Here is a 22,304-nt window from a genome sequence, read left to right on the forward strand (position 1 = left end):
CGGCCCGACAGCCGCCCTCTCTCTGCCGGCAGCACACAGCGCCTTGTGGGAGCGAGCTTGCTCGCGAAGGCGTCAGGTCGGTCAACAGGGGCCCGCTTCATCCTGTCTCAATGCACAATCGAGTTCGGTGGCAGGTGCCCCAGCCGCTCCGTCAGCCGGAGCCGCTGGATCGGGTCTTCGCTGAGCATCAGCGCATGCTCCAGGTCGAATCGCTCGGCGTTGGGGCAATCGAGTCGCTGGTACAGGCTGGCGCGGGCCAGGTAGTCGGCGGCGCTGGCGTTACCCAGTTCCAGCACCCGTTCGGCGTCGATCAGCGCGGCAATGTAGTCGTCGTTCGCCAGGTGCAACTGGCGCAGGTTGCGTGACAGTCGCTGGAGCATCTGCAGCGGCTCGGCGTTGACCAGGTGTTCAGCCTTGAGCGGCATGTTCGCGCCATATTGACGGTGCAGCAGGTCCCGGCAGTCATGGGGGTACAACCGGCGTCCGCCGCACGGATCGAGCAAATGGTCGGCCCCAGGCACCTTCAGCAGGAAGTGGCCAGGGAAATTGACGCCGACCATCGGGATCTCCAGGCCGCGCGCCAGTTCCAGGGCAATCAGGCCGAGGGCCAGCGGCTGCCCGCGCTTGCCCACCAGGACCTTGTCGAGCAATGCCGCCCGCGGGCGCAGCGGTGTGGCGTCGTCCTGGGCGAACCCCAGGTCGTTGAGCTGACGTAACAAAGGTTGGGCCAACTCGCTCACCGGCAGCATCGGCAGGTCATGGCTGACCCGTTGTTGCAGATCCCTGAAGTCGCGCAGCAGGGCCGGCACGTCGACGTCGCGATCATGTTCGGCGGCGATCCACAGCGCAGCTTCGAACAGCGCCGGGGGCGAGCGGTGCAGGCAGGCAAAAAAGGCTTGGCGCGGTTTCATCACACTCTCCGGGCTATGTCCCCGTTGTAGCTCTGCCATGGATTTTCGTCCAGTCCCGGGCCGGCGCAGTCGGCGGTTATACCGAAAAGGCTGGCGGCCCACCGGCCTTATGCCGGTGTGTTTCAGCAAATTTCGAGCGCGCGCCTATACTGGCGAAACGAACAAAGTGATTCGGGAGCCTGTCGATGTTCGCTCTCATGCAAAGCTCCCGCCTTGAATCGCTGCACTTAAGCGTAGACCCGATGACCGGGTTGAAGGCGGTGATTGCCATTCATTGCAGCCGTCCCGGGCCCGCCCTGGGTGGCTGTCGTTATCTTGCCTACCCCGACGACGAAAGTGCCGTGGCGGACGCCGTGCGCCTGGCCCAGGGCATGAGCTACAAGGCTGCCCTGGCCGGCTTGCCCGTGGGAGGCGGGGTGGCGGTGATCATGCGTCCGGCCCATGTCGAAAGCCGGGCCGCGTTGTTCGAAGCCTTTGGCCGGTGCATTGAACAGTTGGACGGACGCTACATCACCGCCATCGACAGCGGCACGTCGGTGGCCGACATGGATTGCATTGCCCAGCAGACCCGCCACGTCACCAGCACCACGGCCTCGGGAGACCCCGCGCCCCATGCGGCGATGGGCGTGTTCGCCGGCATCCGGGCCACCGCCATGGCTCGCCTGGGCAGCGATAACCTGGAAAGCCTGCGCGTGGCGATCCAGGGCCTGGGCAATGTCGGTTATGCCCTGGCCGAACAACTGCACGCCGCTGGCGCCGAACTGCTGGTCAGCGACATCGACCCCGGCAAGGTACAGCTGGCGATGGAGCAACTGGGCGCGCACCCCATCGCCAATGACGCACTGCTCAGCACCCCTTGCGACATCCTCGCCCCCTGTGGCCTGGGCGGCGTGCTCAACAGCCACAGCGTGGCGCAACTGCGTTGCTCGGCCGTGGCCGGTTCGGCCCATAACCAATTGAGCAACCTGCAAGTGGCCGATCAACTGGAGCGGCGCGGGATTCTCTATGCGCCCGACTACGTGATCAACTCCGGCGGCCTGATCTACGTCGCCCTCAAGCACCGCGGCGAAGAACTGCCGAGCATCACCGCACACCTGTCGAAGATCGGCGCGCGCCTGACCGAAATCTTCGCCCATGCCCAGGCGGAGAAACGCTCACCGGCCCGGGTGGCCGATGAACTGGCAGAGCGCTTGTTGTACCGCTAGGCTCTGTCTGAAAAGCCTTGATACTCGTTCATGCTGCGTTGAAAACCGGCTCGGAATGCTCATTTACTCCAGTAAAGTCGAGCGCGACCCCGGCCGTTCCTCGCCGGTTTTCGCCTTGCCTGACCTTCGTCTCAAGACTTTTCAAACAGAGCCTAGGACCAGCCGGGCCAGCCCCGTATTTTGAATGTAGGTGGCGTGGGTGGCTCAGGTCTTGAGGGCTCTGTGATTCGCACTGACGCATTTAATCAAACACCGAGGAGGCACTTTGAGTTAAGTAGTTCAGGATGAAGATGAGGCGGTTATTGCGGGTGGTTAGTTGCGGTTTGTTGAATATTGACTCTCTGAGCAGTTGGCTTTTTTTTGTGGGGAGTGTGGCGTGCTGAAACGGGGCCGGGTAGCCAGGCTTGGCTGTGGCGTTATAGACTGGCACTTGCCTGTCGGTAGTTTTCTGATCAATTGATCAGAAAACCTCTCAGGGTGAAAGATTTGAAAGTTTGATCATCAGGGTGTGAGGTAGGTTTGCAGAGTGTTTCTCTAGCGTTCGCCAGAGCGCTCATCAACTCGATATCAAATTTCGACAAAAGAACTTTACTCAGGCTTGAAAACTACGTCTTGTCTCATGGGGTTGAACAAGTTCCCATGAGTGAGTTGTCTCAATTATTCGAACTCGCCATACGCCACAGTGGCAATGAGGATTTAGGTCTGCTGGCTTATAAAAGTGCCCACCCTGGTCACTTAGGTGTTTTAGGGTATGCGGTGATGTCTAGCTCGACCCTCGGCGAAGCGATGGCTCGAATGGTTGATCATCACTCCATCATCGGCACGGGTTTTTGTATGTTTTTTGAGGGTGATGAAACCACGGTCAGGATTGCGGGCTTGTCGGGTAATGCACAAGGTGAAGTGCTGCCCAGGGCGTTTATCGATGCCGTGGCGGCTATTACCCTGGGCCTCTTGCGCTGGCTTGTACCGACTGTTTGTATTACTCCTGTAAGGGCAGAGTTTGCCTATGAAAGACCGCGAGACACTCGCCAGTTGGAGCAGATCTTTGGTCATGATCTGAGATTTTCCTGTGCCGCCAATGCCATGGTGTTTCAAAAGTCGGACATGGATATCGCTATCGCAACGTCCGACGCATCGCTGCAACAAATTCATGATCAATACCTTAAACGCCGCCTGGATGAGATGCGCTCGGAAAATATTGCAGCAGCGACGAAGAAAGTGATCCTGCAGCACCTGGTTCAAGCCAGATCCCTGGCCATGGGCGATATTGTAATCACTTTGGGCATGTCGACCCATCAGTTGATCAGAGCCTTGGAAAAAGAGAATAAAAGCTTTCAGTCATTGGTTGATCAGGTTAAGAAGCAGCATTGCTATCACTTGCTGGTTAACACAAGGCTCACGCTCAAGCAGGTGTCTTACAGTTTGGGGTTCAGGCATTCCAGCGCTTTGAATAAGGCTTGCGAAAGATGGTTTGGTATGGCGCCAGGCGCTTGTCGTTCCCGCGAGAAGATGTAGGCGTTTGCGAGTAGGTGTCTCGGCACGGTTCAAAGTGATCTGTTTTTAACGCTTATCCTCAGGCGGGTTTCAGTTACCCCGAGCGTGCAACGCTATCTTAATTTTCCGGGATTAAGGAGAGAATTCGAAGTCGATATTTCTTCGATAGGACGAGTAAGTCAATGCAGCTAAGACGCCTGAAGTTTGCGGCACGGATCCGATTTTGTTTCGTTTTGGTGATTGCCGCTTTAATAGGCGTAAGCGCCTTTGCTACGTATAAGGCTAGGGAAATAAGGCAGGCGAGCCTGGTGGTTGAGCAGGACGCTCTCCCAGGGATTGCCTTGGGAGACGATATAATCTTGGCCTTTAGCAAGACTCGATTCAGTGTATTTCGTCTGCTGGTGTCCACCGATGATTTGAAACTTGCCAATAACTACAATTTGCTTGTTGCTGATATCCGCGAATTTGAAGCGGCTCAGGCGGCTTATCTTCCCATCATCAGTACGGATCAGGAGCGAGGCCTGTTCACCACAATAGGCAAGCTCTTCGAGAGTTATCGTACTTCGGCGCTCCATGTCCACGATCTCATCAAGCGTGGCTCGACGGGCGAAGCCACTGCTTTGGTCGAAGGGGAGATGTCCAGCATCGCTCAAAACATGGTCAAGGTGCTAGGTGAGCTGGAGAAGCTTAATGATCAAGCACAACAATCGGCTAGCGCAGCCGGACAAAACGCCTATGAGACGTCAATACGAGTGACACTGACCGCGATTATGTTGGTGGCGCTAGGGGCAATATTTCTTGCGCATAGGCTGACCGTTAGCATTTCCAGGCCCATTGCACAGGCGTTGGAATGTGCCAACGCCATTGCCCGAGGCGATCTGCGTGAACCGGCGCAGGACGCCAGTGGGAACGATGAAGCGGCGCTGTTGCTGCGGGCCGTTATGATCATGCGGAAAAACTTGAGCGATACCTTGATCGACGTTTATCAAGCGGCAGGCCAGCTTTCCAACGCGGCAGAAGAGTTAAGCGTCTTGGTCGGTAGCAGCAACAACGACCTCCAGGCGCAAAACAGCGAGCTGGAACAAGCCGCCACTGCAATTACTGAAATGAGTCAGGCCGTTGATGAAGTCGCGCACAATGCCATTAGTACTTCCGATGAGTCGCGCGCTTCCTTGCACTTGGCTCGCGATGGTCAACGGGAGCTTGATTCGACGCTCAACGCGATCGCGCGCTTGGACGGCAGCGTTAACGATGCCTCACAGCGTGCAGATATTTTGGCGTCCAATACCGTAGAGATCAGCAAGGTACTTGAAGTGATCCGATCGGTTGCCGAACAGACTAATTTGCTGGCGCTCAATGCGGCGATCGAGGCAGCGCGGGCGGGCGAGGCCGGTCGGGGATTTGCCGTGGTTGCCGATGAGGTTCGTTCCCTGGCGCACCGTACGAGCACTTCGACCATGGATATTGAACGTATGATCAGTCATATCCAAAACGGCACTCAGGAAACGGTAAGCGCCCTGAACGACAGCGCTGTACAGGCCGCACAGACTCGCGAACAAGCGGCTTCAGCGAACAAGGCGCTGCAAGGCATTACCACCACCGTCAGCAGCATCGATGAGCGTAATACCATGATCGCAACCGCTTGTGAGGAGCAGGCGCTGGTGGCCAAGGACGTGGACCGCAGCATCATTCGTATTCGTGATCTTTCAAATCTGTCGGCAGTGCGTTCCGATCAGACGATGGCCGCGAGTGAAGAGCTCGCGCACATTGCGACGAAGCTCAAGGAGCGGCTTGATGGCTTTAATTTTGGATAAGCACGTGAAAATGGACGTGAAGTCAGTTGTTAAGAGTGTGCCTGGAGGCAGAGATGGATCCAGTCAATGAACTGTGCAACGACCTTATGGATCTGCTCGAAGAAATTGCCAGCAGTAGAAACAAGCTGGATGTCCAGGGGCAAAAAATCTTGCTCGACGCCTTGAGAAGCCTTCTTCTCTCTACGGAACGTCTCAGTGAGCAAATGCGAACCTTGGTGAGTTTACAGGTTCGTTCAGGGCATCAGCGGCCCAGGCTATACGTTGTGGAGTAGCTCTGCGAGAGTCGCATCGCGCTCCTGCTCGCTTTTCGAGCAGGAGCACACAGGATGATCTGCCCTATGCTGGCCGAACCTAGCCTTCAGAACCTGTTGGGGCAGAGAGCTCAGTCAGCGCCGTTGCATTATTTTTGAAGGCCGCTGCAAAGATAGCGCGATTTTTCGCCATGTAGATGCTTGCATCTTCGGCGTGCTTCTCTGAGAGACCGGCAACGTTTTTCATCAGCACCTCCGTGAGGAGCTCTGCCAGCTCAAGCATCTGGTCGTGTGCATCGGCGAGTTTTCGGTCCACGAACGTAGTCTCCAAATCGCGGGTACTGCGGTAAAGGGTTTCAACAGCCATTTTTTGGCCTCGTCATAGTGTGCGGTGCGAATTGAGTGAACATGCGCTCAGCGCTGCATGCGGGTCAGTCAGTGATACGAGATTCATTCCCTGATCGTTCTCAGGGCCAGCTGGGCGATGCTGGAGAAGAAACCCAGGCACAGCCTTGCGAAAGTTTCGGTCAAACCGAGTCGCATCTTCGGTCCATCTGTACGATTTGAAGTGCGCGACTACTGTATTTATGTACAGGTCGAAGAATAAGCGAATCCCTTCACTTTGGGTAGTGGCTTTTTAATGTAGACCGATTTCGGTGTTTGTCGTCCAAGGCCATCAAAGCTGATTTGCGCGTCAGACGTGCCGGATGCCAGCTTATCGCCATCTCATCCCCAGCCGCTGGCCTTCTTTCTGCATGCAGAAACCGTCACGTCCAACCCGCATCATCCGGTCGAGTCGACCTAAGGAACCTACATCGTGAAAATCAACTGGGCCGAGAACCTGCGCCAGAACGTGCATCAACTGGCCGAATCGTTGGGAAACCTGTTCGTCGAGACCTTCCACTACCTGGCGTTGTTCGCCATCGGTGCGGTGACCGCGTGGGCGGCGGTGATGGAGTTCCTGCAGATGATCGAGGCGGGGCACATCAAGATCGATGACATCCTGCTGTTGTTCATCTACCTGGAGTTGGGGGCGATGGTCGGGATTTATTTCAAGACCAACCACATGCCGGTGCGCTTCCTGATCTACGTGGCCATCACAGCGCTGACGCGTCTGTTGATCTCCAACGTGTCCCACCACAGCCCGCCGGACCTGGGCATCATCTACCTGTGCGGCGGCATCCTGCTGCTGGCGTTCGCGATCCTGGTGGTGCGCTACGCCTCGTCGCAGTTTCCTTCGGTGAAGATCGAAAACCCGCACCGCAAGGTGGGTGCGGGTTCCAGTGAGCATGCCGAGGTGGAAAAAGGCGAGATCTAGAGACCGGCCGCAGAAGATGTCGCGCCTTGCGCGTGCGGTGGGGGCAGCTTGATGTTGTCCCCGCCGGTCATGGCTTCGAGGATGGCCACGGCGCTGTGGCCCTGTTCGATGGCAATGCCGAACTGAATGCTCTGCACCAGGCGCCGCAGGCGTTCCGGGTCGTTGCGCTGCTGGGCGCTGATCATGCGCTTGGCGACGATCCGCCCGCTTTTGGACAGGGTCAGCATGATGCTGCCGTCCAGGCCCTGGATGCTCAGGTTGATTTGATAGTGCGGCGCAAAAGCGTCGGTAATGATCTGAAAAGGGTTGTCCATGATGCGTCACCGCCTGATTGAACGTGCAGTTGTTGACCGGCCTTGATCGGGATTAGTTCGCAACACCGGACCATCGGCCATTCCATGATCGTGTTCATCGGGTGTTTCCAGGGGCCGCACGGCTGACAACCCGAAAAGGGGCTAGACCGGTGGCGGCTCTCTCATGGGGTAGCAAGGGGCATGCCGGAAAAATCGTCGGACAATGTTCGCGGGGCATCGGGCTGCAATGGATGGAAATGAGGCGGCAACGCTTGCCCGTTTCAGGGCGCCATGTGCGTCGACGGTGCAGCGAGGATGGTTTTCTGAAGAATGGTGTAGCGAGGAAACTCCCGACATTAACAGCGCTTTTGCCCGTTGTCCGGCTTTATTTGCAAATGGATATTTTTCTTTTTTCAGGGGTTGAATTGTTCCTCCGCCAGCCCGACTCTGTACTCAAGGGGCCGTTGCACCCACGTCGATGGCCCCCGGCGAGCTAGCTGAAATAAGGGATGAACTATGCAAATCCAAGTCAACAGCGATAACCATATTCAAAGCAGCATCCGACTGGAGGAGTGGGTACGTACTACCATCGAAAGCACGCTCGAACGTTATGAAGAAGATCTGACACGGGTTGAAGTTCATTTGCGGGACGAGAACGGCGACAAGCCGGGTCCCCATGACCTGCGTTGCCAGCTTGAGGCACGGCCAAAAGGCCATCAGCCGGTTTCCGTGACGCACAAGGCCGATTCGCTGGAGCTGGCGATCGAAGGTGCGGCGACCAAGCTTGAGCACGCCCTGGAGCACCTGTTCGGCAAATTGCGCGGCAAGCGCGCAGCCAGTGCGGCGCCGAGCGAATCGGTCGCATTGGCCGATGCGCTGCTGGAAGAAGAATTCCTGGAGAACGAACGGGCTGCGCTTCACGGCTGATACCCGGTTCAATTCAAACCCATCGGAAACGGAAAAAAGGGCCTGCATTGCAGGCCCTTTTCATTTCAGCGTCACTATTACCTGGCCAGGAACGCCTGCCGATACTCTCCCGGCGTTGCGCCCAGCGCCTGGCGGAAACGGTTGGTGAAGTGGCTGGCGCTGGCAAATCCACAGGCCAATGCCACGTCGCCCAGCGGTTGCGAGGTACTGCGCAACAGCTGCCGTGCCCGTGCCAGGCGCCTTGCCAGCAGGTATTGGTGAGGGGGGAGCTCGAAGCTTTCGCGAAACATCCGCGCGAAGTGGTAGTGCGACAGTGCACACAGCGCCGCCAGATGACCGAGGCTGATGGCGTCGGCCAGGTGGCTGTCGATGTACTCCACCAGCAAGCGCCGCTGGTGCGCGGCCAGGCCACCCTTGAGGCGCAGCCCTTGGCGCTGGCCGACCTGGCTGAGCAGCAGGTGGTCGAGCAGGTCGTGGGCCAGGCTGGACGTCAGCAGCCGTTCGCCGGGCTCGTCCCAGTTCAAGGCGATCAACTGGCGAAAACGCCTGGCCTGCTGCGGGTCGTCGAGAAATGTCGCCTCGTGCAGTTGCACCTGGCGGGGCTCGCGGTCCAGCAGCGTGACGCACCCGAGGGCGAATTGTTCCGGGCTGAAGTACAAGTGGGCAAGGCGAATATCGCCGTTGATGACCCAGGCTGACTCATGCCCGGCCGGCAGGATGCAGAGTTTGCCGGGGCCGCCGGTGGTGGCAGGCCGCTCGCGGCGAAACGTGCCGGTGCCACCCGCGATGTAGCACGACAGCGTGTGGTGGGTCGGAGCCTCATAGTCCCGGGCGTCATGATGATTGCTCCACAGGGCGGCTGCCATGCCGTCGCCAAGCTCGGCACTGTGCTCCAGGCGAGCATTGGGCGAACTGGCGAGGGCTTGGAAAACTTGCAGGGTTTGCAGTGTGGGCATGATCGGTTCTCTCCAACGCCTTGCATCCTACTCTGTCGGCTGGCGCCTGCCAGCCTGGTCGCCGACAAAACCGCAAGTTTATGCAAGTGCCGGTTGGATGGCGTCGTGATACTGGAGGTCATTGCCAGGAGTTGTCGCCATGAACCTCTCGTTGTACCTGCTCACCGTGCTCATCTGGGGCACGACCTGGATCGCGCTGAAACTGCAACTGGGCGTCGTTGCCATCCCGGTGTCGATTGTCTACCGCTTCGGTCTCGCCGCGTTGATCCTGTTCGCGCTGCTGCTGCTCAGCCGGCGGCTGCAAGTGATGAACCGGCGCGGTCACCTGATTTGCGTGGCCCAGGGCCTGTGCCTGTTTTGCATCAACTTCATGTGCTTTCTCACCGCCAGCCAGTGGATCCCCAGTGGCTTGGTCGCCGTGGTGTTTTCCACCGCCACGCTCTGGAACGCCCTCAATGCCCGGGTGTTCTTCGGTCAGCGGATTGCCCGAAACGTGCTGTTGGGGGGCGCGCTGGGGTTGTCGGGGTTGGCGTTGCTGTTCTGGCCGGAGTTGGCCGGCCACCACGCCAGCCCGCAAACGCTGCTCGGGTTGGCATTGGCGCTGCTGGGCACCTTGTGTTTCTCGGCGGGCAACATGCTCTCGAGCCTGCAACAGAAGGCCGGTCTCAAGCCCTTGACCACCAACGCCTGGGGCATGGCCTATGGCGCGATGATGCTGGCGGCCTGGTGTGCCTTCAAGGGCATTGCCTTCGACATGGAGTGGAACTCGCGCTACATCGGTTCGCTGTTGTATCTGGTGATTCCGGGCTCGGTGATCGGCTTTACTGCCTACCTGACTTTGGTCGGACGCATGGGGCCGGAGCGGGCGGCGTATTGCACGGTGCTGTTCCCGGTGGTGGCGTTGAATGTCTCGGCAGTTGCCGAAGGCTACCAGTGGACGGCGCCGGCATTGGTTGGGCTGGTATTGGTGATGCTGGGGAACGTGCTGGTGTTTCGCAAGCCTCGGCCAGTGGCGCCGAATGTCGCCTTGGGCGCACGCTGACCTATAACGTCCAGAGATAAACCTGTGGCGAGGGAGCAAGCTCCCTCGCCACGGTTTGCGTCCCTTGGCAGCCGATCTGCCGGGTGGCTTATTTCCAGACTTGTGGGTTGACCAGGTTTTGCGGTCGCTCGCCCATCAAGGCACTGCGCAAGTTATCCACTGCCAGGTCGGCCATGGCGGCACGGGTCTCGAAGGTGGCCGAGCCGATGTGGGGCAGGGTGACGGCATTCTTCAACTGGAACAACGGCGATTCAGCCAGCGGTTCTTTTTCGTACACGTCCAGGCCGGCGCCGCGGATGCGGTTGCTCTGCAAGGCCTCGATCAGCGCCGGCTCATCCACCACCGGGCCGCGGGAAATGTTGACCAGGATGGCACTGGACTTCATCAGGCCCAGCTCGCGCTGCCCGATCAGGTGGCGGGTCTTCTCGCTCAATGGCACGACCAGGCACACGAAGTCCGCTTCGGCCAACAACTGATCCAGCTCGCGAAATTGTGCGCCCAACTGGCTTTCCAGCTCGGGCTTGCGGCTGTTGCCACTGTAGAGAATCGGCATGTTGAACCCGAACCGGCCACGGCGGGCGATGGCGGCGCCGATGTTGCCCATGCCGACGATGCCCAGGGTCTTGCCGTGCACGTCGGTGCCAAACAATTGTGGCCCCACCGTGGCTTGCCACTGCCCGGCCTTGGTCCAGGCATCCAGCTCCGCCACGCGACGGGCGCTGCTCATCAGCAAGGCGAAGGCCAGGTCGGCGGTGCTTTCGGTGAGCACGTCGGGGGTGTTGGTCAGCAGGATCCCGCGCTCATTGAAGTAGGCCAGGTCGTAGTTGTCGAAGCCCACCGAGATGCTGGACACCACTTGCAGGTTCGCAGCGTTTTGCAATTGTTCGCGTCCCAATTTGCGCCCGACCCCGATCAGGCCGTGGGCGTGGGGCAGGGCTTCGTTGAACTGGGCATTGATGTCGCCGTTCGACGGGTTGGGCACGATCACGTCGAAGTCCTGTTGCAGGCGCTCGACCACTTGGGGCGTGATACGGCTGAAGGCAAGTACGGTTTTTTTCATCGTGCGAGGCTCGTCTTGGAGGCAATACCAAGCACGCTAACATTCTCGGCGAGGGTTAGGCGAGAGGGGGCTTGATGGAGCGCCCATAAATTTCCCTTGTGGGAGCGGGCTTGCTCGCGAAGACGTCGGGTCAGCTTGCGTCAATGTTCAATGCAAGCCCGCTTCCAAAGGGGATGACGTTGCCGTCCCGCAGGTCTAGGCGGCCCGCAGCGAAATAAACGCATAATCCGAGGCCGCCTCGGTGACGACCCGCGCCCCACAGGCCATGACTTCGTGGGCTACGTCATCCCCGGACAGATGGAACAGCCATTCGCCGGTTGCCTGCTCCGTTGGCTGCAATTGCACCTGGTCGAGCACGCTGGCGAATGCGGCCATGTCTGGCAGGTACGCGGTGAAGCCGTCGCCTTTCAGCGCGGTGGTGCGAATACCCAGGGCGGCGCAGATGCGGTCCTTGGTCGTGATGTCTTCGCGATCGGCCTGGCGCGAGCGTTCGATCAGCGTGGCCAGTTCCTCATCGACCAACGTGCCGCCGACGATCAGTTGCGGGCCGGTTTCCCAGGATTGTGGCGGGCAGTCCTTGGCCGCTGGATTGAGAGGGATGTGCGGGTTGATTTCCATCGGATAGATGCGGCACACCAAGGGGCGGCGTTCGTAAATGCCGCACCGATTGTCTGCGTCAAGATTGCGGCAGGGGCCGGCGTTGTAGGCGGCGAACGTGATCGCCACACGGGCCTCGGCAGTGCCGCTGCGGACCACCGCCGAGCGCCGCTCGGCATGCTCGCGTTGCGTCGTTGGCAAGCCGAGCCCGTTGGACAGGAAGGCTTCCACCAGGACAATGACCTGGCCGCCGTCCTCGGCCCACATCCGAGCCTCCGAAAGGGTCAGGGGGACGTGGTGGTCGGAGCAGCATTTGCCGCACCCTACGCAGGAAAACCTTGTGCTCATTGAACGCCCGTTCGCAAATGGCTGGAAAGCGGCGACAGAAAAACGCCGTGATGCGCCGGACGAAGCAAGTTATGCGCCACTCACCGATCGGCGGAGGCGGGGCGGATCGAGTCCCACTCGGTCACATGGGCGGTCTTGGTCTTCTTGCGGTAGAGGCACAACTCGGTACCGGTTGCCCCTTTCATGTGTTTCTGTGGGTACTGGCCTTGCAGCAACAGTGCGGTGTAGCCGACCCGATCGTCGAATTGCGCGGCGCTGCCCACCGGTTCGACGTTCTTCAGGCCACTGGCCTTGACGCAGCTGGCCAGCACGGCTTTATCGTAGGCAGCCCAGGCGTCCGGGCTGGAGGCATGGGCCTGGGCGGCCAGGGCGGTGAAGCCAATGAGAATCAATGTGCGGGTTTTCATCGAAGGGCCTCGTTCCGGGATGTCAGGGCACGAGTATGCCTGAGGTTGCCGGACGGCGATGGCCCCCGCGTTGGAACGCAGGCGCCACAGCCGGGCCGATAGGTTTCAGTGACCTTGTTCGGCCACGGCCTTGGCGGCGGTGATCAGGCACTTGGTCAGTTCCGGCGAGGAGAACTTGGTCAGCACGCCATTGGCGCCGGCCAGGCGGGCCTTTTCGGCGTTCATGGCGCTGTCCAGGGAGGTGTGCAGCAACACGTAGAGGTGGGCGAAGTCCGGTGTTTCGCGCAGGGTCCGGGTGAGGGCGTAGCCGTCCATCTCGGACATCTCGATGTCAGAGACGATCAGGTTGATCTGCCCTGCGGTGCCTTGCAGGTCCAACAGGCATTCGATGGCTTCCTTGGCGCTGCGGGCGGTGTGGCATTGCAGGCCCAGGTTGCGCAACGTGTGCACCGATTGTTGCAGCGCGACCTGGCTGTCATCGACCACCAGGATCCGGGCGTTGCCCAGCACCTCGGCGTCTTCCATGCTCAGCTCGGTGGGCGCGGTTTCGATTTGTGCCGGCGCGATGCCGTGGATGACCTTCTCGATATCCAGCACTTGCACCAGGGTGCCATCCACCGAGGTCACGCCGGTGATGAACGCCCGCACGCCGCCGGAACCGTAGGGCGGCGGTTTGATGTCGGTGGTCAGGCAGTGGACGATCTTGCTCACGGCCTGCACATGCAGGCCCTGCTTGGAACGGCTGACATCGGTGACGATCAGGCAGCCGCCGTCCGGATCTTCCAAGGGGCGCTCGCCGATGGCGCGGCTCAGGTCAATCACCGACAGCGAGGTCCCGCGCAGGGTGGCGATGCCTTTGACGTGCGGGTGCGACTCCGGCAGCTTGGTCAGCGGCGGGCAGGGAATGATTTCGCTGACCTTGAGCAGGTTGATCGCCATCAGCTTGCCGCTGCGCAAGGTAAACAGCAGAAGCGAAAGTGAATCTGCGCGGGCTTTGTTGGAAGACATAAAAACCTTCTGTGGAAAAAGGTGGGGCGAGCGTGAAGAACGCCAAAACAGCTTGTGATAACGGGTTATCGACCCGTTGGGGGCAGGCTTTAGGGGGAAACCTGTCGACAGCGGGATCGTCTTGAGCAGACGCCCTGGGCAGATGGCTTTGTGTGGCGAGGGAGCTTGCTCCCGCTTGGGTGCGCAGCGCCCATAAAGAGAGGGGCGCTGTGCAACCTGAGCGGGGGCAAGCTCCCTCGTTACAAAAGCTATTTAAGCCCTAACCGCCGCGCCATCCGCCCCAGGTTCGCCCGGTCCAGGCCCAGCTCACGGGCGGCGCTGGCCCAATTGTGCTGGTGGCGTTCCAGGGCCGTGCCGATGAGGCTGCGTTGGAACTGATCGACGGCTTCGCGCAGATCCCCGGTGAACCCGGTCATGTTGGGCTGCGGATTGACGGCCGAGGGCGCGGCGTTATCCACAGCGACTTGCGGCAGGTCCAGGTCCTGGGCGCCGAGGCTGAGGATTTTCGGTCGCACCGGGCAACGGCCCAGGGCCTTCAGGGCGCTGCGGCCGATCAGGTGCTCCAACTCGCGCACATTGCCCGGCCAGTCGTAGGCCAACAGAGCCGCCTGGGCATCGCTGCTCAGGCGCAAGCTGCCCAGGCCCATGCGCGAACGGTTCTGCTCCAGGAAGAAGCCGCTGAGCAACAGCACGTCCCGGCCGCGATCGCGAAGCGCCGGAACCTGCAGCGGATACACACTCAAGCGATGATAGAAGTCGGCCCGGTAACGGCCGTTGCGCACTTCTTCGGCGAGGTCGCGATTGGTGGCCGCGATCAGCCGTACATCGACCCGGTGCTCCTTGTCCGAGCCCAGCCGTTGCAACTGGCCGCTTTGCAGCACGCGCAACAGCTTGGCCTGGACGGTCAGCGACAGCTCGCCCACTTCGTCGAGGAACAACGTCCCGCCGTCGGCCAGTTCGAATTTGCCGCGCCGGTCACTGGTGGCGCCGGTGAAGGCCCCTCGTACATGGCCGAAGAGCTCGCTTTCCACGAGCGTGTCCGGCAGCGCGGCGCAGTTGAGGCTGATCAGCGGCTGTTCGGCGCGTTTCGAGGCGCCATGGATGGCCTGGGCCACCAGTTCCTTGCCGACCCCGGTTTCGCCTGTAATCAGCACGGTCAGGTCGCTGCCGCCCACCAGGTTGATTTCTTCCACCAGGCGCTTGTGGGCCTTGCTCTGGCCGACCATGTCGCGGTGCTGTTGGCCGCTGGCCTGGCGGTAGACCTCGGCGCGACGGTGTTCGTCTTCGGCCTTCAAGGCCAGGCGCTCAATGCGTTCGGCAGCGCTGACCGTCGCGGCGGCGAGGCTGGCGAAGGCTTGCAGGGCACCGAGATCGATCGGTTCGAAGCGCCCCGGGTCCAGCGCGTCTAGGGTCAACAGGCCCCAGGGGCGCTCATCGACGAACAGCGGGCAGCCCATGCAGTCATGGACTTCAAGGTGTTCGTCCAGGCCTTCGACCAAGCCGTCGTAGGGGTCGGGCAGGGCGCTGTCGGCGGCGAAGCGGGTAGGCTCCGGGTTGGCCAGCAGGGCCTCGAAGCGCGGGTGTTCGCTGACCCGGAAGCGCCGACCCAGTGTGTCGGCGCTCAACCCATCCACCGCCAGGGGCACCAGGCAGTCTCCGTCAAGGCGCAACAAGGCGGCCGCATCGCAGGGCAGCAACGCGCGCAAGGCGCCGAGCAGGCGGCGATAGCGTTCGCCTTCAGGCAATTCGCGAGACAGGTCTGCCACCAGCGGCAGCAGGGAGGTGAGTAGGGAGGTTGCGGTCATAATGACTCCATGTAGTCACAAAGACTATAAAGCGGTCTGTGTCTTTATGACTATTTTATTTATAACTAATTGATAAATAACGATAAAAATATTGGCATGGAAACTGATAAGAGAGGGTATCCGTACACATCAGGAGTCACCTTAATGCTCAGTCAAGAACAACGCGCCATTATTCGTGCCACCGTTCCATTGCTGGAAAGCGGCGGCGAGGCACTGATCACCCATTTCTACCGCATGATGCTGTCCGAATACCCTCAGGTACGCCCGCTGTTCAACCAGGCGCACCAGGCCAGTGGCGATCAGCCCCGGGCATTGGCCAATGGCGTGTTGATGTATGCCCGCCACATCGACCAGCTCGACCAGTTGGGAGACCTGGTGGCGAAGATCGTCAACAAGCACGTCGCCTTGCAGATCCTGCCGGAGCATTATCCGATTGTCGGTTCCTGCCTGCTGCGGGCGATTGCCGAGGTGCTGGGCGAAGAGATCGCCACCCCCGAAGTGATTTCCGCATGGGCGGCGGCCTACAACCAATTGGCCGATATCCTGATCGGTGCCGAGTCTGGCCTGTATGAGCAGAAAGCCGCGGCGCCGGGTGGCTGGCGTGGCGAGCGGACGTTCGTGCTGACGGCCAAGGTGCAGGAGAGCTCGGAGATCACGTCGTTCTACTTCGAGCCAGCGGACAAGGGGCCGATCCTGCTCGCCGAGCCCGGCCAGTACATCGGTATGAAGCTGATCCTGGACGGCGAGGAAGTGCGTCGCAACTATTCGCTGTCGGCCCTGGCGGACAACGGCCAGTACCGGATCAGCGTCAAGCGCGAGCCAGGCGGGCGGGTGTCCAACCACCTGCATCATCATGTCCAGATCGGCGACAGCATCCAGCTGTTCCCGCCGTCCGGGGATTTCTACCTGACGGCCAGCGACAAGCCGCTGGTGCTGATCAGTGGCGGCGTTGGCATCACCCCGACCCTGGCGATGTTGCAAGCGGCCTTGCAAACCGAGCGCCCGGTGCATTTCATCCACTGCGCCCGCAACGGCCGGGCCCATGCGTTCCGTGACTGGATCGATGACCTGGCCAAACGGCACCCGCAACTCAAGCGTTTCTACTGCTACGACGAAGACGACGGCGTGAGCCCGCCGGCCGACAAGGTCGGGTTGTTGAGCGAGGCGCAACTGGCGCACTGGCTGCCGGAACAGCGTGACCTGGACGCTTACTTCCTCGGGCCGAAGGGCTTCATGGGCGCCGTCAAGCGCCACCTCAAGGCCCTGGGCGTGCCGGATGGGCAGAGCCGCTACGAATTCTTCGGGCCGGCGGCGGCGCTGGAGTAAACAGCCTGGCAGGCCCGCTCCCACAACGTTTTGGCGTGAACACAGCCCGTGAACACCCCGAAAAAACCAGTGGGAGCGAGCTTGCTCGCGAAGGGGCCAGCATGCCCAACCCCATTCCCAAAGCTTTTGCACCCACGCAAATTAATCCGCCCTTAACGCTTTTCCTGTCTATTGCCTGCAAAGTTGCCGGCGGCCGCTCGTTCACTGTCATGGTCAGCGTGTAGACTTCGGCCATCCGATGGCGCGCCGAGTGTTGCAAGGCCGCGCGTTGATCCATGTAGACAAAGGGAAACGCAATGAATGAGGAAATGACGCGGTTAGGTCGTGAGCGGCGCTATCTGGTGTTGCTGGGGCTGATCTGCCTGGCGTTGATCGGCGGCGCGCTGTACATGCAGGTGGCCCTCGGCGAGGCGCCGTGCCCGCTGTGCATCCTGCAGCGCTATGCGCTATTGCTGATCGCAATCTTCGCCTTTATTGGTGCGGCCATGCGCACCCGTCGCAGCGTGACGATTTTCGAGGGGCTGGTGGTGCTCAGTGCCCTGGCCGGCGCGGGGGTGGCGGGGCATCACGTGTACACCCAGTTCTTCCCGGCCGTCAGCTGCGGCGTTGACGTGTTACAGCCGATTGTCGATGGTCTGCCACTGGCGAAGATCTTCCCGCTGGGGTTCCAGGTCGATGGCTTCTGCTCCACCCCCTACCCGCCGATCCTCGGCCTGTCCCTGGCGCAATGGGCCCTGGTGGCCTTCGTCCTGACGGTGGTGCTGGTGCCGTTGCTGGTGTCGCGCAACCGCAAGCAATTGCGCTGAATCCCCCTTCCTGAACGCCCCGGTTTCTCTCCAGCAGAGCCGGGGCGTTTTTCGTTTCAGCCTTGTGGCGGGTCGTCCTTGATCCGAGGCAAGAATGGCCTGCGACAATGTGCGACATGTTGTCACATATTTGGAGTCCTACCGCCTTTGCAGGGGTGAATAAACACCCACTCCTGTAACAAAAGTTCGGCGGATTTCCTAAAACCCTCTTCCCGGCCAGCAGGCATTTTTAACAGCGAAGCGACGTGCGGCCCAACCCCCGTAAAACAGGCGCTTTGCGCGAAAAAATCTTCACCGTGAATACGCCAGGCTGTCTAAATCGGGCGTAGTAGCCTTACCTTTTTTGGGGGTCTTGTTGAGAATCAATTTCGATAACATGCTGGCCTGTTGCAATTTCGGTGAAGGATTATTGCCGGATCGGAGAAAAATTATTTCGGGATGAAACATGGTCTACAGCGCCTCAGCTCACTACAATCGCCCGCACCGATTTTCCGACCCGGCTCAGGCTTTGAGCACGAGGGTGGTCGAAGGGCGCCAGCGCCCCATGCGACCCCAGGTGTCGGAGCCTCCAATACCCGCACCAAATGGAATTGGGCTTGAACTAGGCCTTTTGACCAACGAATAAGAACTCACTGCTGGCCCAGGATGTGTCGAACAGCGTCTGACGTTCGACGGGCAGCCCTTATTCAATCCAAGAAAAATGCCAACCCTTGGCAGGGTGAAGTGTTGGCGATCAAAACCCAACTGCATTGCGCAAGCTGCTTTAGAGGTCGTGAGATGAGTAAAAACAGGTACCCCCGATTACTAGGCTTGTTGCCGTTGCTCGGCACGTTGCTGCTGGGAGGCTGCAACATGACCTTGCTCGATCCCAAGGGCCAGGTCGGCCTGGATGAGCGCAACCTGATCATCACCGCCACGCTGCTGATGCTGCTGGTGGTCGTGCCGGTTATCGTCATGACCTTCCTGTTCGCCTGGAAATACCGCGCGTCCAACACCAAGGCCGTGTACACGCCGAAGTGGTCGCACTCGACCAAGATCGAAGTCGCGGTGTGGACGATTCCAGTCCTGATCATCATTGCCCTGGGTTATGTCACCTACAAGTCGACCCACGCCCTGGACCCTTACCGTCCGCTGGATTCGGACGTCAAGCCGGTCACCATCGAAGTCGTCTCGATGGACTGGAAGTGGCTGTTCATCTACCCGGAACAAGGCATCGCCACCGTCAACAAGATCGTGTTCCCGGCCCACACGCCGATCAACTTCAAGGTCACCTCCGACACCGTGATGAACTCGTTCTTCATCCCGGGCCTGGGCGGCCAGATCTACGCGATGGCGGGCATGCAGACCAAGCTGCACCTGATTGCCAACCAGAACGCTGAACTCGACGGTATCTCCGCCAACTACAGCGGTGCAGGTTTCACCGGCATGAAGTTCAAGGCAATCGCCACGACCCAGGAAGATTTCGACGCCTGGGTCAACGAAGTGAAAAAGGCACCTAAACAGCTTGAAAAGGCTGAATACGAAGCCCTTTCCAAGCCGAGCCAGAACAACCCAGTCGAACTCTACTCCTCGGTCACGCCGAACCTGTTCCAGACCATCATCGACAAGTATGAAGGGATGAACCCGGGCAAGCCGATGCACCACGAGAAGAAAGAGAAGGAAGTGGCTCACAACATGGAAGGGATGGACATGAGTTCGCATTCAGCTGCCGGGGCAGAGGAGTAAACGATGTTTGGTAAATTAAGTTGGGAAGCGATCCCGTTCCACGAGCCGATTGTCATGGTGACCCTCGCCATCATCGCGCTCGGTGGCCTGGCGCTGTTTGCGGGTATCACTTACTTCAAGAAGTGGACCTACCTGTGGACCGAGTGGCTGACCTCGGTCGACCACAAGAAAATCGGCGTGATGTACATCATCGTCGCCATGGTCATGCTGCTGCGTGGTTTTGCCGACGCCATCATGATGCGTACCCAGTTGGCCATGGCCACCGAGGGTTCGCCTGGCTACCTGCCGCCTGAACACTATGACCAGATCTTCACCGCCCACGGTGTGATCATGATCATCTTCATGGCGATGCCTTTCTTCACCGGCCTGATGAACCTTGCAGTGCCGCTGCAGATCGGCGCGCGTGACGTTGCCTTCCCGTTCCTGAACTCCCTGAGCTTCTGGCTGCTGGTTTCCGGCGTGGTGCTGATCAACCTGTCCCTGGGCGTTGGCGAATTCGCCAAGACCGGTTGGGTGGCCTATCCGCCGCTGTCGGGCTTGCAATACAGTCCGGGCGTGGGGATGGATTACTACATCTGGGCGCTACAGCTATCCGGGTTGGGTACGACGCTGACGGGGGTCAACTTCCTCGCCACCGTGCTGAAAATGCGTACCCCTGGCATGAAGTTGATGGACATGCCGATCTTCACCTGGACCTGCACCTGGGCCAACGTGCTGATCGTCGCTTCGTTCCCGATCCTGACCGCTACCCTGGCTCTGCTGACGCTTGACCGCTACATGGATTTCCACATTTTCACCAATGAACTGGGTGGGAATCCGATGATGTACGTGAACCTGTTCTGGGCCTGGGGTCACCCCGAGGTGTACATCCTGATCCTGCCGGCGTTCGGGATTTTCTCCGAAGTCATCTCGACGTTCTCCGGCAAGAAACTGTTCGGCCACCACTCGATGATCTACGCCAGCGGCGCGATCTCGGTGCTGGGCTTCATGGTCTGGCTGCACCACTTCTTCACCATGGGTTCGGGTGCGAGCGTCAACGCCTTCTTCGGCCTGGCGACGATGCTGATTTCGATCCCGACCGGGGTGAAGCTGTTCAACTGGCTGTTCACGATCTATCAGGGCCGTCTGCGCTTCACCAGCCACGTGATGTGGACCCTGGGCTTCATGGTGACCTTCGCCATTGGCGGCATGACCGGCGTATTGCTGGCCATCCCGGGTGCTGACTTCGTGCTGCACAACAGCCTGTTCGTGATCGCGCACTTCCACAACGTGATCATCGGCGGTGCGGTGTTCGGCTATATCGCCGGCTTCGCCTTCTACTTCCCGAAAGCGTTCGGCTTCAAGCTGCACGAAGGCTGGGGCAAGGCAGCGTTCTGGTTCTGGATCACCGGCTTCTTCGTCGCGTTCATGCCGCTCTATGTACTGGGCTTCATGGGCATGACCCGTCGCCTGAACACCACCACCAACCCTGAGTGGGTGCCGTACCTGTACGTCGCCATGTTCGGTGCGGTGATGATCGCTGTGGGTATCGCCTGCCAGCTGATCCAGCTGTATGTCAGCGTGCGCGACCGCAACAAGCCAGAGAACATGTGCGAACACGGCGACCCGTGGAATGCCCATACCCTGGAATGGTCGACCTCGTCGCCACCGCCGTTCTACAACTTCGCCGTGCTGCCAAAGGCAGACGTCATCGACCCGTTCACCGAAGCCAAGGAAAACGGTACCGCGTACCAGGTTCCGGCCAAGTACGAGCCGATCCACATGCCAAACAACACCGCCACCGGTGTGGTCATGGGCGGCCTGTTGACGGTGTTCGGTTTCGCGATGATCTGGCACATCTGGTGGCTGGCCATCGCAAGCCTGGTCGGCACCGTGGCGTATTTCGTGATTCATGCTGCCCGTGACGATCAGGGCTACATGGTGCCGGTGGATGTCATCGAGCGCACCGAAGCCGAGCAGCACAAACGTCTGGTCGCGGCCGGGAAGATCCCAGCCTCCGCCACCCGTGTTGAAACCTCGTTGGAACAGGCTTAAACCATGTCGAACTTAGTGACCAATGTTGGACACGCCCATGGTCATGACCATGGGCACGATGACCATCACCACGACTCGGGCGAGATGACCGTATTCGGTTTCTGGCTCTACCTGATGACCGACTGCATTCTGTTTGCGTCGATCTTCGCGGCGTACGCGGTGCTGGTAAACAACGTCGCCGGTGGCCCGTCGGGCCACGACATCTTCGAGCTGCCGTACGTACTGGGCGAAACCGCCTTGCTGCTGTTCAGCTCGATCACCTACGGCTTCGCCATGCTGGCGTTGTTCAAGGGCAAGAAGAACCAGGTCCTGGGCTGGCTGGCCATGACCTTCCTGTTCGGTGCCGGCTTCATCGGCATGGAGATCAACGAGTTCCACATGCTGATCTCCGAAGGCTACGGTCCGAACCGCAGCGGCTTCCTGTCGGGCTTCTTCACCCTGGTCGGCACCCACGGCCTGCACGTGACCAGCGGCCTGATCTGGATGGCGATCATGATGTACCAGGTCCAGAAAAACGGCCTGACCGCTACCAACAAGACGCGCCTGAGCTGCCTGAGCCTGTTCTGGCACTTCCTGGACGTGGTGTGGATCTGCGTATTCACCGTTGTTTATCTGATGGGGACCCTGTAAATGGCTAACGCACATTCCCACGATGGCCACGACGCCGGCCACGGCAGCGTCAAGTCCTACGCCATCGGTTTCATCCTGTCGGTGATCCTGACCGTCATTCCATTCGGCCTGGTGATGTACCCGACGCTGCCCAAGAGCCTGACCCTGTGGATCATCCTGATCTTCGCCGTGGTCCAGGTACTGGTGCACCTGGTGTATTTCCTGCACCTGGACCGCTCCGCCGCCCAACGCAACAACGTGGTCGCGTTTGTCTTTGCCGCGATCGTGATTGTCCTGCTGGTCGGTCTGTCGTTGTGGATCATGTTCAGCATCCACACCAACATGATGGCGCACTGAGGAAAGTCCGG

The 22,304-nt window shown here is 59.9% G+C and carries 21 protein-coding genes; 12 read left to right on the forward strand and 9 right to left on the reverse strand.

Features of this window, described 5'->3' with window-relative positions:
• Positions 1-107: 107 nt before the first annotated feature.
• Positions 108-911 carry a tetratricopeptide repeat protein gene (locus KI241_RS04530; protein WP_042728237.1) on the reverse strand — a complete coding sequence of 268 codons (804 nt, stop codon included), beginning with the start codon at positions 909-911 and terminating at the stop codon, positions 108-110.
• 185 nt (positions 912-1,096) lie between these two features.
• On the opposite strand from KI241_RS04530, the gene KI241_RS04535 reads away from it, so the two are divergent.
• The 3 genes from KI241_RS04535 (at position 1,097) to KI241_RS04545 (ending at position 5,424) form a co-directional block, all read left to right on the forward strand.
• Positions 1,097-2,116 carry a Glu/Leu/Phe/Val dehydrogenase dimerization domain-containing protein gene (locus tag KI241_RS04535; RefSeq protein WP_042728238.1) on the forward strand — a complete coding sequence of 340 codons (1,020 nt, stop codon included), beginning with the start codon at positions 1,097-1,099 and terminating at the stop codon, positions 2,114-2,116.
• 612 nt (positions 2,117-2,728) lie between these two features.
• Positions 2,729-3,631, forward strand: a complete 903-nt coding sequence (locus KI241_RS04540) for an AraC family transcriptional regulator (protein ID WP_259697617.1) — start codon at positions 2,729-2,731, stop codon at positions 3,629-3,631.
• Positions 3,632-3,792: 161 nt separating this feature from the next.
• Positions 3,793-5,424, forward strand: a complete 1,632-nt coding sequence (locus KI241_RS04545) for a methyl-accepting chemotaxis protein (RefSeq protein WP_212803422.1) — start codon at positions 3,793-3,795, stop codon at positions 5,422-5,424.
• Positions 5,425-5,775: 351 nt separating this feature from the next.
• On the opposite strand, the gene KI241_RS04550 is transcribed toward KI241_RS04545, so the two are convergent.
• Positions 5,776-6,042 carry a YebG family protein gene (locus KI241_RS04550; RefSeq protein ID WP_123578208.1) on the reverse strand — a complete coding sequence of 89 codons (267 nt, stop codon included), beginning with the start codon at positions 6,040-6,042 and terminating at the stop codon, positions 5,776-5,778.
• Between the two features lie 450 nt (positions 6,043-6,492).
• On the opposite strand from KI241_RS04550, the gene KI241_RS04555 reads away from it, so the two are divergent.
• The gene (locus KI241_RS04555; protein ID WP_042728243.1) at positions 6,493-6,993 is read left to right on the forward strand and encodes a phosphate-starvation-inducible PsiE family protein; all 501 of its coding nucleotides are present in this window, start codon (positions 6,493-6,495) and stop codon (positions 6,991-6,993) included.
• Here the strand turns inward: KI241_RS04555 and KI241_RS04560 are convergent.
• Positions 6,990-7,307 (reverse strand): DUF3509 domain-containing protein, encoded by a 318-nt coding sequence (locus tag KI241_RS04560; RefSeq protein ID WP_042728244.1) that lies wholly within the window; start codon positions 7,305-7,307, stop codon positions 6,990-6,992. The two genes, KI241_RS04555 and KI241_RS04560, sit on opposite strands and share 4 nt — an antisense overlap.
• Positions 7,308-7,802: 495 nt before the next feature.
• Here KI241_RS04560 and KI241_RS04565 point away from each other — a divergent pair, with 495 nt between their 5' ends.
• Positions 7,803-8,213 (forward strand): HPF/RaiA family ribosome-associated protein, encoded by a 411-nt coding sequence (locus KI241_RS04565; RefSeq protein ID WP_212803423.1) that lies wholly within the window; start codon positions 7,803-7,805, stop codon positions 8,211-8,213.
• 77 nt (positions 8,214-8,290) lie between these two features.
• Here KI241_RS04565 and KI241_RS04570 read toward each other — a convergent pair whose 3' ends face one another.
• Entirely contained in the window at positions 8,291-9,169 is an 879-nt protein-coding gene (locus tag KI241_RS04570) for an AraC family transcriptional regulator (protein ID WP_212803424.1), read from the reverse strand.
• A gap of 139 nt (positions 9,170-9,308) precedes the next feature.
• On the opposite strand from KI241_RS04570, the gene KI241_RS04575 reads away from it, so the two are divergent.
• Positions 9,309-10,211, forward strand: coding sequence for a DMT family transporter (locus KI241_RS04575; RefSeq protein WP_047738250.1), 903 nt, complete (start codon positions 9,309-9,311; stop codon positions 10,209-10,211).
• 88 nt (positions 10,212-10,299) lie between these two features.
• On the opposite strand, the gene KI241_RS04580 is transcribed toward KI241_RS04575, so the two are convergent.
• The 5 genes from KI241_RS04580 to norR form a co-directional block, all read right to left on the reverse strand.
• Positions 10,300-11,271: a D-glycerate dehydrogenase gene (locus KI241_RS04580; protein ID WP_042728248.1), complete on the reverse strand. Its 972-nt coding sequence runs from the start codon at positions 11,269-11,271 to the stop codon at positions 10,300-10,302.
• A gap of 195 nt (positions 11,272-11,466) precedes the next feature.
• A complete protein-coding gene (locus KI241_RS04585) occupies positions 11,467-12,216 on the reverse strand; it encodes a YkgJ family cysteine cluster protein (protein WP_212803425.1) in 750 nt (249 codons plus the stop codon).
• An 80-nt stretch (positions 12,217-12,296) separates the two neighbouring features.
• A complete protein-coding gene (locus KI241_RS04590; RefSeq protein ID WP_042728250.1) occupies positions 12,297-12,623 on the reverse strand; it encodes a hypothetical protein in 327 nt (108 codons plus the stop codon).
• Positions 12,624-12,728: 105 nt separating this feature from the next.
• Entirely contained in the window at positions 12,729-13,631 is a 903-nt protein-coding gene (locus KI241_RS04595; protein ID WP_042728251.1) for a chemotaxis protein, read from the reverse strand.
• A gap of 248 nt (positions 13,632-13,879) precedes the next feature.
• A complete protein-coding gene (gene norR / locus KI241_RS04600) occupies positions 13,880-15,436 on the reverse strand; it encodes a nitric oxide reductase transcriptional regulator NorR (RefSeq protein WP_212803426.1) in 1,557 nt (518 codons plus the stop codon).
• A gap of 144 nt (positions 15,437-15,580) precedes the next feature.
• On the opposite strand from norR, the gene hmpA reads away from it, so the two are divergent.
• From hmpA to cyoD, 6 genes are all read left to right on the forward strand, one after another.
• Positions 15,581-16,762 (forward strand): NO-inducible flavohemoprotein, encoded by a 1,182-nt coding sequence (hmpA, locus tag KI241_RS04605; RefSeq protein ID WP_042728253.1) that lies wholly within the window; start codon positions 15,581-15,583, stop codon positions 16,760-16,762.
• A gap of 296 nt (positions 16,763-17,058) precedes the next feature.
• Positions 17,059-17,568, forward strand: coding sequence for a disulfide bond formation protein B (locus tag KI241_RS04610; protein ID WP_042728254.1), 510 nt, complete (start codon positions 17,059-17,061; stop codon positions 17,566-17,568).
• Positions 17,569-18,345: 777 nt separating this feature from the next.
• Positions 18,346-19,293 carry a ubiquinol oxidase subunit II gene (gene cyoA, locus KI241_RS04615; RefSeq protein WP_042728255.1) on the forward strand — a complete coding sequence of 316 codons (948 nt, stop codon included), beginning with the start codon at positions 18,346-18,348 and terminating at the stop codon, positions 19,291-19,293.
• 3 nt (positions 19,294-19,296) lie between these two features.
• On the forward strand, positions 19,297-21,327 hold the full coding sequence (gene cyoB, locus KI241_RS04620; RefSeq protein WP_042728256.1) for a cytochrome o ubiquinol oxidase subunit I: 2,031 nt from the start codon (positions 19,297-19,299) through the stop codon (positions 21,325-21,327).
• Between the two features lie 3 nt (positions 21,328-21,330).
• A complete protein-coding gene (locus tag KI241_RS04625) occupies positions 21,331-21,957 on the forward strand; it encodes a cytochrome o ubiquinol oxidase subunit III (protein WP_042728257.1) in 627 nt (208 codons plus the stop codon).
• Entirely contained in the window at positions 21,958-22,293 is a 336-nt protein-coding gene (gene cyoD / locus KI241_RS04630; RefSeq protein WP_025211927.1) for a cytochrome o ubiquinol oxidase subunit IV, read from the forward strand.
• The last annotated feature ends 11 nt before the right edge of the window (positions 22,294-22,304 follow it).

The sequence above is a fragment of the Pseudomonas sp. Cab53 genome, from assembly GCF_018325965.1.
Classification (GTDB): Bacteria; Pseudomonadota; Gammaproteobacteria; order Pseudomonadales; family Pseudomonadaceae; genus Aquipseudomonas; species Aquipseudomonas chlororaphis_E.

Excerpts from the sequence above, each read along its gene's own strand:
- KI241_RS04530 (WP_042728237.1), bottom strand. The coding sequence starts at position 911 with ATGAAACCGCGCCAAGCCTTTTTTGCCTGCCTGCACCGCTCGCCCCCG.
- KI241_RS04535 (WP_042728238.1), top strand. The coding sequence starts at position 1,097 with ATGTTCGCTCTCATGCAAAGCTCCCGCCTTGAATCGCTGCACTTAAGC.
- KI241_RS04545 (WP_212803422.1), top strand. The coding sequence starts at position 3,793 with ATGCAGCTAAGACGCCTGAAGTTTGCGGCACGGATCCGATTTTGTTTC.
- KI241_RS04550 (WP_123578208.1), bottom strand. The coding sequence starts at position 6,042 with ATGGCTGTTGAAACCCTTTACCGCAGTACCCGCGATTTGGAGACTACG.
- KI241_RS04560 (WP_042728244.1), bottom strand. The coding sequence starts at position 7,307 with ATGGACAACCCTTTTCAGATCATTACCGACGCTTTTGCGCCGCACTAT.
- KI241_RS04565 (WP_212803423.1), top strand. The coding sequence starts at position 7,803 with ATGCAAATCCAAGTCAACAGCGATAACCATATTCAAAGCAGCATCCGA.
- KI241_RS04570 (WP_212803424.1), bottom strand. The coding sequence starts at position 9,169 with ATGCCCACACTGCAAACCCTGCAAGTTTTCCAAGCCCTCGCCAGTTCG.
- KI241_RS04575 (WP_047738250.1), top strand. The coding sequence starts at position 9,309 with ATGAACCTCTCGTTGTACCTGCTCACCGTGCTCATCTGGGGCACGACC.
- KI241_RS04580 (WP_042728248.1), bottom strand. The coding sequence starts at position 11,271 with ATGAAAAAAACCGTACTTGCCTTCAGCCGTATCACGCCCCAAGTGGTC.
- KI241_RS04585 (WP_212803425.1), bottom strand. The coding sequence starts at position 12,216 with ATGAGCACAAGGTTTTCCTGCGTAGGGTGCGGCAAATGCTGCTCCGAC.
- KI241_RS04590 (WP_042728250.1), bottom strand. The coding sequence starts at position 12,623 with ATGAAAACCCGCACATTGATTCTCATTGGCTTCACCGCCCTGGCCGCC.
- KI241_RS04595 (WP_042728251.1), bottom strand. The coding sequence starts at position 13,631 with ATGTCTTCCAACAAAGCCCGCGCAGATTCACTTTCGCTTCTGCTGTTT.
- norR (WP_212803426.1), bottom strand. The coding sequence starts at position 15,436 with ATGACCGCAACCTCCCTACTCACCTCCCTGCTGCCGCTGGTGGCAGAC.
- hmpA (WP_042728253.1), top strand. The coding sequence starts at position 15,581 with ATGCTCAGTCAAGAACAACGCGCCATTATTCGTGCCACCGTTCCATTG.
- KI241_RS04610 (WP_042728254.1), top strand. The coding sequence starts at position 17,059 with ATGAATGAGGAAATGACGCGGTTAGGTCGTGAGCGGCGCTATCTGGTG.
- cyoA (WP_042728255.1), top strand. The coding sequence starts at position 18,346 with ATGAGTAAAAACAGGTACCCCCGATTACTAGGCTTGTTGCCGTTGCTC.
- cyoB (WP_042728256.1), top strand. The coding sequence starts at position 19,297 with ATGTTTGGTAAATTAAGTTGGGAAGCGATCCCGTTCCACGAGCCGATT.
- KI241_RS04625 (WP_042728257.1), top strand. The coding sequence starts at position 21,331 with ATGTCGAACTTAGTGACCAATGTTGGACACGCCCATGGTCATGACCAT.
- cyoD (WP_025211927.1), top strand. The coding sequence starts at position 21,958 with ATGGCTAACGCACATTCCCACGATGGCCACGACGCCGGCCACGGCAGC.